Origin of the sequence: Streptomyces sp. NL15-2K (assembly GCF_030551255.1) — a bacterium.
In the GTDB taxonomy this organism is placed as follows: Bacteria; Actinomycetota; Actinomycetes; order Streptomycetales; family Streptomycetaceae; genus Streptomyces.
The window spans coordinates 6,885,037-6,898,854 of record NZ_CP130630.1; the positions used below are offsets into that span (position 1 = coordinate 6,885,037).

Annotated in this window: 11 protein-coding genes; 7 read left to right on the forward strand and 4 right to left on the reverse strand. The window is 67.0% G+C overall.

What is annotated here, in order from left to right:
* The first annotated feature begins 20 nt into the window (after positions 1–20).
* The 7 genes from Q4V64_RS31135 to Q4V64_RS31165 all read left to right on the forward strand — a co-directional run bounded on the left by Q4V64_RS31135 (position 21) and on the right by Q4V64_RS31165 (position 11,299).
* The gene (locus Q4V64_RS31135; RefSeq protein WP_124439914.1) at positions 21–3,920 is read left to right on the forward strand and encodes a DNA-directed RNA polymerase subunit beta'; all 3,900 of its coding nucleotides are present in this window, start codon (positions 21–23) and stop codon (positions 3,918–3,920) included.
* A gap of 650 nt (positions 3,921–4,570) precedes the next feature.
* Complete coding sequence (locus Q4V64_RS31140) at positions 4,571–5,035, forward strand: DUF1707 and DUF4190 domain-containing protein (RefSeq protein WP_124439913.1); 465 nt, start codon at positions 4,571–4,573, stop codon at positions 5,033–5,035.
* A gap of 383 nt (positions 5,036–5,418) precedes the next feature.
* Positions 5,419–5,790, forward strand: a complete 372-nt coding sequence (rpsL, locus tag Q4V64_RS31145) for a 30S ribosomal protein S12 (RefSeq protein WP_007823146.1) — start codon at positions 5,419–5,421, stop codon at positions 5,788–5,790.
* Positions 5,791–5,792: 2 nt separating this feature from the next.
* Positions 5,793–6,263, forward strand: a complete 471-nt coding sequence (gene rpsG / locus Q4V64_RS31150) for a 30S ribosomal protein S7 (protein ID WP_007384059.1) — start codon at positions 5,793–5,795, stop codon at positions 6,261–6,263.
* A 39-nt stretch (positions 6,264–6,302) separates the two neighbouring features.
* Positions 6,303–8,429, forward strand: a complete 2,127-nt coding sequence (gene fusA / locus Q4V64_RS31155) for an elongation factor G (protein ID WP_124439912.1) — start codon at positions 6,303–6,305, stop codon at positions 8,427–8,429.
* Between the two features lie 156 nt (positions 8,430–8,585).
* Positions 8,586–9,779, forward strand: coding sequence for an elongation factor Tu (gene tuf, locus Q4V64_RS31160; RefSeq protein WP_124439911.1), 1,194 nt, complete (start codon positions 8,586–8,588; stop codon positions 9,777–9,779).
* A gap of 263 nt (positions 9,780–10,042) precedes the next feature.
* Positions 10,043–11,299 carry an acyltransferase gene (locus Q4V64_RS31165; protein ID WP_253266932.1) on the forward strand — a complete coding sequence of 419 codons (1,257 nt, stop codon included), beginning with the start codon at positions 10,043–10,045 and terminating at the stop codon, positions 11,297–11,299.
* A gap of 128 nt (positions 11,300–11,427) precedes the next feature.
* Here the strand turns inward: Q4V64_RS31165 and Q4V64_RS31170 are convergent, their stop codons facing one another.
* The 4 genes from Q4V64_RS31170 to Q4V64_RS31185 all read right to left on the reverse strand — a co-directional run bounded on the left by Q4V64_RS31170 (position 11,428) and on the right by Q4V64_RS31185 (position 13,775).
* A complete protein-coding gene (locus Q4V64_RS31170) occupies positions 11,428–11,685 on the reverse strand; it encodes a hypothetical protein (RefSeq protein WP_124439910.1) in 258 nt (85 codons plus the stop codon).
* Positions 11,682–12,029 carry a hypothetical protein gene (locus tag Q4V64_RS31175; RefSeq protein WP_124439909.1) on the reverse strand — a complete coding sequence of 116 codons (348 nt, stop codon included), beginning with the start codon at positions 12,027–12,029 and terminating at the stop codon, positions 11,682–11,684. Before Q4V64_RS31175 ends, Q4V64_RS31170 begins: the two co-directional genes overlap by 4 nt.
* Before the next feature lie 177 nt (positions 12,030–12,206).
* Positions 12,207–13,076: a hypothetical protein gene (locus Q4V64_RS31180; RefSeq protein WP_303713074.1), complete on the reverse strand. Its 870-nt coding sequence runs from the start codon at positions 13,074–13,076 to the stop codon at positions 12,207–12,209.
* Positions 13,077–13,286: 210 nt separating this feature from the next.
* The gene (locus tag Q4V64_RS31185) at positions 13,287–13,775 is read right to left on the reverse strand and encodes an ATP-binding protein (protein WP_303713077.1); all 489 of its coding nucleotides are present in this window, start codon (positions 13,773–13,775) and stop codon (positions 13,287–13,289) included.
* Positions 13,776–13,818 lie beyond the last annotated feature (43 nt).

The following is a 13,818-nucleotide window of genomic DNA, read 5'->3' on the forward strand; positions in this document are numbered from 1 at the left end:
CTGAGAGGGATTGACGCATAGTGCTCGACGTCAACTTCTTCGACGAGCTCCGGATCGGTCTGGCCACCGCTGACGACATCCGTCAGTGGAGCCACGGCGAGGTCAAGAAGCCCGAGACGATCAACTACCGCACCCTCAAGCCCGAGAAGGACGGACTCTTCTGCGAGAAGATCTTCGGTCCGACCCGGGACTGGGAGTGCTACTGCGGCAAGTACAAGCGTGTCCGCTTCAAGGGCATCATCTGTGAGCGCTGCGGCGTCGAGGTCACTCGCGCCAAGGTGCGCCGTGAGCGGATGGGCCACATTGAGCTGGCCGCCCCTGTCACGCACATCTGGTACTTCAAGGGCGTTCCGTCGCGGCTGGGCTACCTGCTCGACCTCGCCCCGAAGGACCTGGAGAAGGTCATCTACTTCGCCGCGTACATGATCACGTACGTGGACGAGGAGCGTCGTACCCGCGACCTGCCCTCCCTGGAGGCGCACGTCTCCGTGGAGCGGCAGCAGATCGAGAACCGCCGGGACGCCGACCTGGAGGCCCGTGCCAAGAAGCTCGAGGGCGACCTGGCCGAGCTGGAGGCCGAGGGCGCCAAGGCCGACGTACGCCGGAAGGTCCGTGAGGGCGCCGAGCGGGAGATGAAGCAGCTGCGCGACCGCGCGCAGCGCGAGATCGACCGGCTCGACGAGGTGTGGACCCGGTTCAAGAACCTCAAGGTCCAGGACCTCGAGGGCGACGAGCTGCTCTACCGCGAGCTGCGGGACCGCTTCGGCACGTACTTCGACGGTTCGATGGGTGCCGCGGCGCTGCAGAAGCGCCTGGAGTCCTTCGACCTGGACGAAGAGGCCGAGCGGCTTCGCGAGATCATCCGTACCGGCAAGGGCCAGAAGAAGACCCGTGCCCTGAAGCGGCTCAAGGTCGTCTCGGCGTTCCTGAGCACCACCAACAGCCCCAAGGGCATGGTGCTCGACTGCGTGCCGGTCATCCCGCCGGACCTGCGTCCGATGGTGCAGCTGGACGGTGGCCGCTTCGCGACCTCCGACCTGAACGACCTGTACCGCCGTGTGATCAACCGGAACAACCGTCTGAAGCGACTCCTTGACCTCGGTGCGCCCGAGATCATCGTGAACAACGAGAAGCGCATGCTTCAGGAGGCCGTCGACGCGCTCTTCGACAACGGCCGTCGTGGTCGCCCGGTGACGGGCCCCGGCAACCGTCCGCTGAAGTCGCTGTCCGACATGCTCAAGGGCAAGCAGGGCCGCTTCCGTCAGAACCTGCTCGGCAAGCGTGTGGACTACTCCGCGCGTTCCGTGATCGTCGTCGGTCCGCAGCTGAAGCTGCACCAGTGCGGTCTGCCGAAGGCGATGGCGCTGGAGCTCTTCAAGCCGTTCGTGATGAAGCGCCTGGTCGACCTGAACCACGCGCAGAACATCAAGAGCGCCAAGCGGATGGTCGAGCGCGGCCGCACGGTCGTGTACGACGTCCTGGAAGAGGTCATCGCGGAGCACCCGGTTCTGCTGAACCGTGCGCCCACGCTGCACCGCCTCGGCATCCAGGCCTTCGAGCCGCAGCTGGTCGAGGGCAAGGCCATCCAGATCCACCCGCTCGTCTGCACCGCGTTCAACGCGGACTTCGACGGTGACCAGATGGCCGTGCACCTTCCGCTGTCCGCGGAGGCGCAGGCCGAGGCCCGCATCCTGATGCTGTCCTCGAACAACATCCTCAAGCCCGCCGACGGCCGTCCGGTGACGATGCCGACCCAGGACATGGTCCTCGGTCTGTTCTTCCTCACCACCGACGGTGAGATGCGGAACGTCAAGGGTGAGGAGCGCTCCTTCTCCTCCGTCGCCGAGGCGATCATGGCTTTCGACGCGGGCGAGCTCTCGCTCCAGTCGAGGATCGACATCCGCTTCCCGGTCGGCACCATCCCGCCGCGTGGCTGGACCCCGCCAGCGCAGGAGGAGGGCGAGCCGGAGTGGCAGCAGGGTGACTCGTTCCGGCTGCGGACGACCCTGGGCCGTGCGCTCTTCAACGAGCTGCTGCCCGAGGACTACCCGTTCGTCGACTACGAGGTCGGCAAGAAGCAGCTCTCCGAGATCGTCAACGACCTCGCCGAGCGCTACCCGAAGGTCATCGTGGCGGCGACGCTCGACAACCTGAAGGCGTCCGGCTTCTACTGGGCCACCCGTTCCGGCGTCACCGTCGCGATCTCCGACGTCGTCGTTCCCGAGGCGAAGAAGGCGATCGTCCGCGGGTACGAGGCGCAGGACGAGAAGGTCCAGAAGCAGTACGAGCGCGGTCTGATCACCAAGGACGAGCGCACGCAGGAGCTCATCGCGATCTGGACCAAGGCGACCAACGAGGTCGCCGAGGCGATGAACGAGAACTTCCCGAAGACCAACCCGATCTTCATGATGGTGAACTCGGGCGCCCGAGGGAACATGATGCAGATGCGTCAGATCGCCGGTATGCGTGGTCTGGTGTCGAACGCGAAGAACGAGACGATCCCGCGGCCCATCAAGGCCTCGTTCCGTGAGGGTCTGTCCGTGCTGGAGTACTTCATCTCCACGCACGGTGCCCGTAAGGGTCTGGCGGACACCGCTCTGCGTACCGCCGACTCGGGTTACCTCACCCGTCGTCTGGTCGACGTCTCCCAGGACGTCATCATTCGCGAGGAGGACTGCGGCACCGACCGCGGCCTCAAGCTGGCCATCGCCGAGCGTGGCGCCGACGGCGTCCTGCGCAAGGCGGACAACGCCGAGACCAGCGTGTACGCGCGCTGCCTCGCCGAGGACATCGTCGTCGACGGCAAGGTGCTCGCCCCGGCGGGCGTCGACCTCGGTGACGTCCTCATCGACCAGCTGGTCGCCGCGGGCATCGAGACGGTCAAGACCCGCTCGGTCCTGACCTGCGAGTCCGCCGTCGGCACCTGCGCGATGTGCTACGGCCGTTCGCTGGCCACCGGCAAGCTGGTCGACATCGGTGAGGCGGTCGGCATCATCGCCGCCCAGTCCATCGGTGAGCCCGGTACCCAGCTGACGATGCGTACCTTCCACACCGGTGGTGTGGCCGGTGACGACATCACCCAGGGTCTGCCGCGTGTCGTCGAGCTCTTCGAGGCCCGTACCCCGAAGGGTGTCGCCCCGATCTCCGAGGCCTCCGGCCGCGTCCGGATCGAGGAGACCGAGAAGACCAAGAAGCTGGTCATCACGCCGGACGACGGCAGCGACGAGACGGCGTTCCCGATCTCGAAGCGCGCCCGACTCCTGGTCAGCGAGGGCGAGCACGTCGAGGTGGGCCAGAAGCTCACCGTGGGTGCCACCAACCCGCACGATGTGCTGCGCATCCTGGGTCAGCGTGCCGTCCAGGTCCACCTGGTCGGCGAGGTCCAGAAGGTCTACAACTCGCAGGGTGTGTCGATCCACGACAAGCACATCGAGATCATCATCCGGCAGATGCTCCGCCGGGTGACGATCATCGAGTCCGGCGACGCCGAGCTGCTGCCCGGTGAGCTGGTCGAGCGCTCGAAGTTCGAGACCGAGAACCGTCGTGTGGTCCAGGAGGGCGGTCACCCGGCCTCCGGTCGTCCGCAGCTGATGGGTATCACCAAGGCCTCGCTGGCGACCGAGTCGTGGCTGTCGGCGGCGTCCTTCCAGGAGACGACCAGGGTCCTGACGGACGCGGCGATCAACGCCAAGTCCGACTCCCTGATCGGCCTCAAGGAGAACGTCATCATCGGTAAGCTCATCCCGGCCGGTACGGGCCTGTCCCGCTACCGCAACATCCGGGTCGAGCCGACCGAGGAGGCCAAGGCCGCGATGTACTCGGCCGTCGGCTACGACGACATCGACTACTCGCCGTTCGGCACGGGCTCCGGCCAGGCCGTGCCGCTGGAGGACTACGACTACGGTCCGTACAACCAGTAGGCAAGCGTCCGCTTGAACCGCTGAAGGGCGGTCACCTCTCGGGGTGGCCGCCCTTCGGCGTGTCAGTGCCTGCCCTTGAGGTAGGTCTGCAAGTGATGCAGGCGCGTGTGCACGTCGGGGTGCGAGTCGAGTAGCCGCGCAACTGGGCGCCCGCTTGCGCTCCAGGGTCGTCGGGCGGGGTGACGGCGTACGGCGGTGGGTCCTCCGCCTCGGAGAGGGGCGTGGTCCGCAAGATGGCTCATACGCTCGGGGATGAGCTCATGAGGCTCGTCGAGCTGGTGGTCCTCCAGACGCTTGTTCGCCAGGGCCTGGTTGATCAGGTCTATTTGGGTGTCCAGCAGCGCAGGTGACCTGCAAGAAACGAGCGACAATCGGCCGCGTGGCCGACGCGTTCTCTCGCGCCTGGCAGGACTTGGCGCATCATGGAAGGACTCGGGGGGTCGGGGAGGTGTTCCGTGTCGAATCCGTCGTGGCAGCCATGGCAGCCGTGGGAGCCGGGGCAGGGTGGAGCTCAGCCGGGCCGTGATGCTCCGCAGTCAGGGCAGGGTGGCGTCCCGCGGCCCTGGCAGGGGGCCGGTGGTGCGCCGCTGCCCTGGCAGGCCGGAGGCGTCCCTCAGCCCCACCCCTGGCAAGCGCACAGCACCTCGTCCATGCTCGCCTCCCACGCCGACCGTGAGCGGGCCGTGGACGTGCTCAGGGCGGGGTTCGGTGAGGGGCGGCTGGAGAAAGGGGAGTTCGACAAGCGGGTGGAGCGGGCCTACGCGGCTCGTACGGTGGGGGAGCTGGCTCTGCTCGTCGCCGACCTGCCCTCGGGCCCCGTACCGCATCCCGCGCCCGTCGTGGCCGTACCGCCGACGTTTCTGCCCGTGCCGCAGCCGCAGACCAATGGGAAGGCGGTCGGGTCCGCCGTGTGCGGGCTGCTGTGTCTGCCGACCTTCGGGCTCACGGGTATTCCGGCGGTGGTCCTCGGGCATGCGGCGCGGGCGGAGATCCGGAACACGGGGGAGGGCGGTGACGGGCTGGCCCTGATCGGGCTCGTGTTCGGGTGGCTGTCCACCGCCGGCTGGGCGCTCATGCTGGCGCTGGTGTTCGTGGTGGGGCTGGTGGCGGGGTGACGGGAGTGTTCATGTGGGGCCGGCGTCGGGGTGACGGGAGCCGAGTTCCGTAGATCATCGAGAGGGCGGTATGGGGTGCCCGTGGCGTGGATTTGAAGATCACGGACGGGGTCGAGGCTTGACATGTTCCGTCCGAGGGTGGGGGCGCGGCCCATTTGTTTTGACCACAGCGAATGAGCTAGGTACGCTCAGACCTTGTGCCTGGGGTGTGCCCTGGCTCTCGTGCGTGCCTCTGAACCGCACCGGAGCCGTCACTGGCCACCGTAATCTGCGCCTCTTTCTGCCTGGCGGCGAGAGTCTGCGGGATTCGACACACCCGACCGCGTGGGTCGGCGACGTTCCAGGTTAGCTTCACCTATCGGCACACAGAAACCGGAGAAGTAGTGCCTACGATCCAGCAGCTGGTCCGCAAGGGCCGGCAGGACAAGGTCGAGAAGAACAAGACGCCCGCACTGGACGGTTCCCCCCAGCGCCGTGGCGTCTGCACGCGTGTGTTCACGACCACCCCGAAGAAGCCGAACTCGGCCCTGCGTAAGGTCGCGCGTGTGCGTCTGACCAGCGGGATCGAGGTCACCGCTTACATTCCGGGTGAGGGACACAACCTGCAGGAGCACTCCATCGTGCTCGTGCGTGGCGGCCGTGTGAAGGACCTGCCCGGTGTTCGTTACAAGATCATCCGTGGTTCGCTCGACACCCAGGGTGTCAAGAACCGCAAGCAGGCCCGCAGCCGCTACGGCGCCAAGAAGGAGAAGTAAGAATGCCTCGTAAGGGCCCCGCCCCGAAGCGCCCGGTCATCATCGACCCGGTCTACGGTTCTCCTCTGGTGACCTCCCTCATCAACAAGGTGCTGCTGAACGGCAAGCGCTCCACCGCCGAGCGCATCGTGTACGGCGCCATGGAGGGCCTGCGCGAGAAGACCAGCAACGACCCGGTCATCACGCTCAAGCGCGCTCTCGAGAACATCAAGCCGACCCTCGAGGTCAAGTCCCGCCGTGTCGGTGGCGCCACCTACCAGGTGCCGGTCGAGGTCAAGCCCGGCCGCGCCAACACCCTGGCGCTGCGCTGGCTGGTCGGTTACTCCCGCGCCCGTCGCGAGAAGACCATGACCGAGCGTCTGCTCAACGAGCTTCTCGACGCCTCGAACGGCCTCGGCGCGGCCGTGAAGAAGCGCGAGGACACCCACAAGATGGCCGAGTCCAACAAGGCCTTCGCGCACTACCGCTGGTAGTCGCTACCCACATCGAGACCGAGAGAAGACTGAAGCCTTATGGCTACCACTTCACTTGACCTGGCCAGGGTCCGCAACATCGGGATCATGGCCCACATCGACGCGGGCAAGACGACCACCACTGAGCGGATCCTGTTCTACACCGGCGTTTCGTACAAGATCGGTGAGGTCCACGACGGCGCCGCCACCATGGACTGGATGGAGCAGGAGCAGGAGCGTGGCATCACGATCACCTCTGCTGCCACCACCTGCCACTGGCCGCTGGACAACGTCGATCACACCATCAACATCATCGACACCCCGGGGCACGTGGACTTCACCGTCGAGGTGGAGCGCTCCCTGCGTGTGCTCGACGGTGCGGTGACGGTGTTCGACGGCGTTGCCGGCGTCGAGCCCCAGTCCGAGACGGTGTGGCGTCAGGCGGACCGCTACGGCGTGCCGCGCATCTGCTTCGTGAACAAGCTCGACCGCACGGGTGCCGAGTTCCACCGTTGCGTCGACATGATCAGCGACCGCCTGGGCGCGCAGCCGATCGTCATGCAGCTGCCCATCGGTGCCGAGGCCGACTTCAAGGGCGTCGTGGACCTGGTCCGCATGAAGGCGCTCGTGTGGTCCGCCGAGGCCGCCAAGGGCGAGATGTACGACACCGTCGACATCCCGGCCACGCACACCGAGGCCGCCGAGGAGTGGCGCGGCAAGCTGCTCGAGGCCGTCGCGGAGAACGACGAAGAGATCATGGAGCTGTACCTGGAGGGCGTCGAGCCCACCGAGGAGCAGCTGTACGCCGCGATCCGTCGCATCACCATCGCGTCCGGCAAGTCCAGCGACACCACGGTCACCCCGGTGTTCTGTGGCACCGCGTTCAAGAACAAGGGCGTCCAGCCCCTGCTCGACGCGGTCGTGCGCTACCTCCCCACCCCGCTTGACGTCGAGGCCATCGAGGGCCACGACGTCAAGGACCCGGAGCTGATCGTCAAGCGCAAGCCGTCCGAGGACGAGCCGCTGTCCGCGCTGGCGTTCAAGATCATGAGCGACCCGCACCTCGGCAAGCTCACCTTCGTCCGGGTCTACTCGGGACGCCTGGAGACCGGCACCGCCGTGCTGAACTCCGTCAAGGGCAAGAAGGAGCGCATCGGCAAGATCTACCGCATGCACGCGAACAAGCGTGAGGAGATCGCGTCGGTGGGCGCCGGCGACATCGTCGCCGTGATGGGTCTGAAGCAGACCACGACCGGTGAGACGCTGTGCGACGACAAGCAGCCGGTGATCCTGGAGTCCATGGACTTCCCGGCGCCGGTCATCCAGGTCGCCATCGAGCCCAAGTCGAAGGGCGACCAGGAGAAGCTGGGCGTCGCGATCCAGCGCCTGGCCGAGGAGGACCCGTCCTTCCAGGTCCACACCAACGAGGAGACCGGCCAGACCATCATCGGTGGTATGGGCGAGCTGCACCTCGAGGTGCTGGTCGACCGTATGCGCCGTGAGTTCAAGGTCGAGGCCAACGTCGGCAAGCCGCAGGTCGCGTACCGCGAGACGATCCGCAAGGCCGTCGAGCGCGTGGACTACACCCACAAGAAGCAGACCGGTGGTACCGGTCAGTTCGCCAAGGTGCAGATCGCGATCGAGCCCCTCGAGGGCGGCGACACGTCGTACGAGTTCGTGAACAAGGTGACCGGTGGTCGTATCCCGAAGGAGTACATCCCTTCGGTCGACGCCGGCTGCCAGGAGGCCATGCAGTTCGGCATCCTCGCCGGTTACGAGATGACCGGTGTCCGCATCACGCTGCTCGACGGTGCCTACCACGAGGTCGACTCCTCCGAGCTCGCGTTCAAGATCGCCGGTTCGCAGGCCTTCAAGGAAGCCGCGCGCAAGGCCAGCCCTGTGCTGCTCGAGCCGATGATGGCCGTCGAGGTCACCACGCCCGAGGACTACATGGGTGACGTCATCGGCGACATCAACTCCCGCCGTGGCCAGATCCAGGCCATGGAGGAGCGGGCCGGTGCCCGCGTCGTGAAGGGCCTCGTGCCTCTCTCGGAGATGTTCGGCTACGTCGGAGACCTCCGCAGCAAGACGTCGGGTCGCGCAAGCTACTCGATGCAGTTCGACTCCTACGCCGAGGTTCCGCGGAACGTCGCCGAGGAGATCATCGCGAAGGCCAAGGGCGAGTAACGCAGCGCGTTCACACGCCGTAGGCTTGACTCCGGAGCCTTGAGGGGCATTCCACCGCAATCGTGGTGAGAATGCCCTGGGGCCCGGGCTTTCCAGCAAAGATCACCTGGCGCCGATGAAGCAAGGCGTTCAGAACCACTCCACAGGAGGACCCCAGTGGCGAAGGCGAAGTTCGAGCGGACTAAGCCGCACGTCAACATCGGCACCATCGGTCACATCGACCACGGTAAGACGACCCTCACGGCCGCCATTACCAAGGTGCTGCACGACGCGTTCCCGGACCTGAACGAGGCCTCGGCGTTCGACCAGATCGACAAGGCTCCCGAGGAGCGCCAGCGCGGTATCACCATCTCCATCGCGCATGTCGAGTACCAGACGGAGACCCGTCACTACGCCCACGTCGACTGCCCCGGTCACGCGGACTACATCAAGAACATGATCACGGGTGCGGCGCAGATGGACGGCGCCATCCTGGTGGTCGCCGCCACCGACGGCCCGATGCCGCAGACCAAGGAGCACGTGCTCCTGGCCCGCCAGGTCGGCGTTCCGTACATCGTTGTCGCCCTGAACAAGGCCGACATGGTGGACGACGAGGAGATCCTGGAGCTCGTCGAGCTCGAGGTCCGTGAGCTCCTCTCCGAGTACGAGTTCCCGGGCGACGACCTTCCGGTCGTCAAGGTCTCCGCTCTGAAGGCCCTTGAGGGCGACAAGGAGTGGGGCCAGTCCGTCCTCGACCTCATGAAGGCCGTCGACGAGTCGATCCCGGAGCCGGAGCGTGACGTCGACAAGCCGTTCCTCATGCCGATCGAGGACGTCTTCACGATCACCGGTCGCGGTACGGTCGTCACCGGCCGTATCGAGCGCGGTATCCTGAAGGTCAACGAGACCGTCGACATCATCGGCATCAAGACCGAGAAGACCACCACCACGGTCACCGGTATCGAGATGTTCCGCAAGCTGCTCGACGAGGGCCAGGCCGGTGAGAACGTCGGTCTGCTGCTCCGCGGTATCAAGCGCGAGGACGTCGAGCGCGGCCAGGTCATCATCAAGCCGAACACGGTGACCCCGCACACCGAGTTCGAGGCGCAGGCCTACATCCTGTCCAAGGACGAGGGTGGCCGTCACACGCCGTTCTTCAACAACTACCGCCCGCAGTTCTACTTCCGTACGACGGACGTGACCGGCGTCGTGACCCTCCCCGAGGGCACCGAGATGGTCATGCCGGGTGACAACACCGAGATGAAGGTGGAGCTCATCCAGCCCGTCGCCATGGAGGAGGGCCTGAAGTTCGCCATCCGCGAGGGTGGCCGGACCGTGGGCGCCGGCCAGGTCACCAAGATCAACAAGTGAGCTTGTCGACCTGACCTGGTAGCTCCGACTGCGAGCTCCTGAAGGGGCCCGTACGACTTCGGTCGTGCGGGTCCCTTCGTCGTTGCCGGGCGCCCTCTTCCCCGTCAAGTGAAGTGTTGGAGAACGCCGGAAGGCATCTCGGCGAGAGTTGCGGCAAATCCCGCTCGTGCGCGCGCGGAATGTTCTTGTCTGTTCGCTGTGGGGTGGTTGGGGCGGCCGTAGCGTGAGCTGTCCGGTGGCCGCCCCGGCCCGGGATTCCCCTCATGAGGACGGACGTACAGGTGTCGATGTACGGCACGGACAGCGGAACGTCGATACCGCGACAGGTCGTCGGCGGACTGCAGCAGCCGCTTCCCCCGCTCACCGTGCCGGACGACATGCCGACGCGGCCCCTGCGGACGATCCGGCCGCTCCGGCCGCTCCGGACGGTGAAGCACGCTGCCGCGCGCGAACGGGTGGGCCGCCGGCTCTACGCCATCGACGGCATCCGCCTGCTCGCCGCCCTGATGGTGGCCGCACACCACTTCGCCGGCACCAACCGCGTCAACCAGCCGGACAACGCGATCTGGGGCCGGCCGGTGTCCGACATCATGCCCACGGTGTTCCGGTTCTCCGCCTACGGCTGGATCGGCGTCGAGATCTTCTTCGTGATCAGCGGCTTCGTGATCTGCATGTCGTGCTGGGGCCGTACGCCGCGGCAGTTCTTCGTCTCACGGGTCATCCGGCTCTACCCGGCCTACTGGTTCGCCATCGCCTTCACCACGGCCGTCCTGGTGGCGATCCCGGGCGTGTGGGACCGCCTGCGCCTGCGCGAGATCCTGCTCAACCTCACGATGCTGCAGTCCGGCTCCGGCGTGACCAACGTCGACGGCGTGTACTGGACCCTCTGGTCCGAGCTGCGCTTCTACCTGCTCTTCCTGCTCGTCGTCGCCACGGGGCTGACGTACCGCAAGGTCGTGGTGTTCTGCTGCGTGTGGGGCGCGGCCGCGATGCTCGCGCCGGTGGCCGACTTCCACCTGCTGGAGCTGGTCGCGAACCCGGACGGCGCGTGGTACTTCATCGCGGGCCTCGCCCTCTACCTGATGCACCGCTTCGGCCAGGACCTGTTGCTGTGGGGCATCCTCGGCATGGCCTGGCTGATGGGCCAGCTGGAGCTGGGACGCCGGATCGACGAGGTCGAGCATGTGTCCGGGTGGCGGGGCAGCGTGGTGATCTTCACCGTGTTCCTGCTGGTGATGGTGGCGATCGCGCTGGGTGCGACGGACCGGATTCGGTGGAAGTGGTTGGTGACGGCCGGCGCGCTGACGTATCCGCTGTATCTCACGCACTACGTGGCCGGTACGACACTGATCAACAGGTTGCGGGACACGATGGACGCCCGGCTGCTGGTCGTGGTCGTGATCGCGGGCTTCATGGTGCTGAGCTGGCTGGTTCACCGGTTTGTGGAGCGGCCGGTGGCGGGGGTGTTGAAGCGGGGGCTGGATACGTCGTTCGCGCGGTTGCGGAATGCGGGGGGATGAGGTCCGTACGGTGACCGCTCGAGCTGGGCGCGGGGATGAGCCATGTCGGAAAACGCCGCTGGCGCCTGCGCCTGCGGAACGTGGACGGCCCTGCTGCTCTCGAATCGCACGCGGATAGAGCGATCGATTCAGAAACCCAAATAGGTGATCTGGACGAGGTAGACGCGCTCGCTGCGCACGACTACCTGATACGTGAACATCCCGCCGGGGACGATGACGTCGCCGCCTTTCGGATCCGTTCCCGCGTGAGCGCGGCCGTGGACGTGGACTGCCTCAGCAGCCCTGACCAACTCGTCGGCCTTTCGTACCACCTCGGCCAGGAAGTCGGCGGGAGCGGTACGTGCAGCTTCCTCCGCGCCGAAGGCGTATTCCCACTTCCAGCTCACCCGCGAACTGCCTTCATGGCTTCGTCCAGGACCGCGCTCAGGTGCCACAGGGCATCCTGCGCGATGAACGGATCCTCGTGTTCCAGGTTGCTCTTCGCCTGGGCGTACCGGGCGGACAGGTCGGGGCGGCGCGCGATTTCGATGTCTCTGGCCCAGGCCAGGACCCAGCTCCGCACAGGACTCAGCGACTGCCACTCGACCGCCTTGGCGAAGGCTTCGTCTTTCGTCGCCTGCATCTCCTCCAGGCGTCCGGGGGCGACAATGGCGAGTGCTGCGCGCAGCCCGTCGGGTGTCTGCTCGGGACGGGGGACCAGCTCGTGTCCGTGATCAGACTGGGTGCTCATCGTGTCCTCCTGGAGGTGCCCTGGCCAGAGTATCCGGCTGTACCGCCTGTGAGGCCGGGCTGTGGGCTCGGCAGGACACGCGGGAGCGCCGGCGGTCTTGTCCGCTTGTGGGGAACTGGTCATGGTCGGGCTTGGCCTCTCATACCGGGTGAGAGCACGGAGTGGAACGGGCGTGGGTCAGGCGGCTGCGGAAACGCAAGGACGGCAGTCGCGGCAGTGGCCGGGTTCGGGGGCGCGGAAGGCGCGGTCGCAGCCGTCGCAGTTCTGGAGTGGGTGCCGGGCGGTTGGTGGTGGGGCGGGTGTGCGGAATGGGGGTGGGGGTGGTAGTTGGGTGGTGAGGCGGTGGGCGAGGAGGGCGGCGGGGCGTCGTGGGCCTGCGGGTGGGAGGTCGGTGGTGAGGGCGTGTCGTACGGCGGTGGGGGTGAGGTCGCGTTCCAGCCAGGCGGCGACGCCGGGGGCGAGGTGGGCGGTGTCGCAGGTGGAGAGGAGGAGGTGGGGGTCGTGGTGGTGGAGGTCGGCGAGGAGGTCGGTCGCGGTCTGGATGAGCGTGGGGGACGGGCAGGCTGGCTGCGGTACGGCGGGGAGGGGTTTGTGGGGTGTGCGTTTCTTCGTGGTTGGCTTCGGTGGTGCCGGGCTGTGTGCATCGGCCGCTTGGCGGTGGTGGCCGGGCTGGTTGCAGGAGATGGTGCGGGTGATGATGCGGCCGCCGGGGGTGCGTTCGCGGATGCGGCGCAGGTAGCCGTGGGCTTCCAGTTCGCGTAGGGCGGCGGCGATGCGGGTCGTGCCTTCGGGGAAGCGGGCGGCGAGGGTTTTGATGTCGACGCGGGAGTGCTTGGGCAGTGACTGGATGTGCAGGGCGAGCCCGATGGCGACGAGTGAGAGGTCGGGGTGTTGGGCGAGGTGGTTGCCGACCACGGTGAAGCGGGTGGTGTGGCGGGTGTGGTCGTGGTCGAGGCCGCTGCCGGAGTGGGCGTGCCGGTGGGGGTGGTTTTTGCCCGCGATACGGGGCTGGGCGTGCAGGGGCACGCTAGGGTTCTGCGTATCCATCGGGAAGTCCTTACCTTCCTCGGTGGTCAGGCCCTCGCACTGGGATTGCCGTCCCGGCGGGGGCCGTCGCATGTCTGCGGTTGTGTTGCGCTGAGCGTAGGGCAGGCAACCGGCCGGGAATCCAGCTGAGTTGGTGATGTTCACTCGCGTGGGTGAGGGCGGGCGGCAAGGCGTGGCGGGAGGGTGGGGTGGGGCTTGGTGGGGGTCCTTTCACCCTCGTGGTTCTTGGGAAAGAGCGCCCCTCGCACCGGAGCACGCGTTTCTGTGCTCCGGTGATGCGAGGTTCAGCTCCGCCCAGACCGTCTTGCGCGGGCGCGGTCCCTGGGTGACGCCCCAGCGGTCGGCGAGGGCCTCGACGAGGACGAGCCCCCGGCCGGACTCCGCGTCGGGGGCGGGTTCCTGGGGGTGGGGCAGGCGGTCGCCGCAGGTGTCGGTCACTTCGATGCGCAGGGTGCTGCCGACGACGTAGAGGACGAGCCGGAAGTCCCGGCCCGGGACGCGGCTGTGGGTGGCCGCGTTGGCAGCCAGTTCCGCGACGACTTGGCGTGCCGGGTCCAACGGCAGCTCCCAGGATCGGAGTTGCTCGGTGGCCAGCAGGCGGGCGAGGCGGGCTCCGCGTGGCGTGGGGGACAGCTGCACGCTGAAGTTGCGGATGGGGTCGGCGAGTCGGGCCTCGGGGGCGGCCGTTTCGTGGATCACGTCACTCAGCGTGGCGGTGCGTGCTTACTGTGAGAAGTGACTC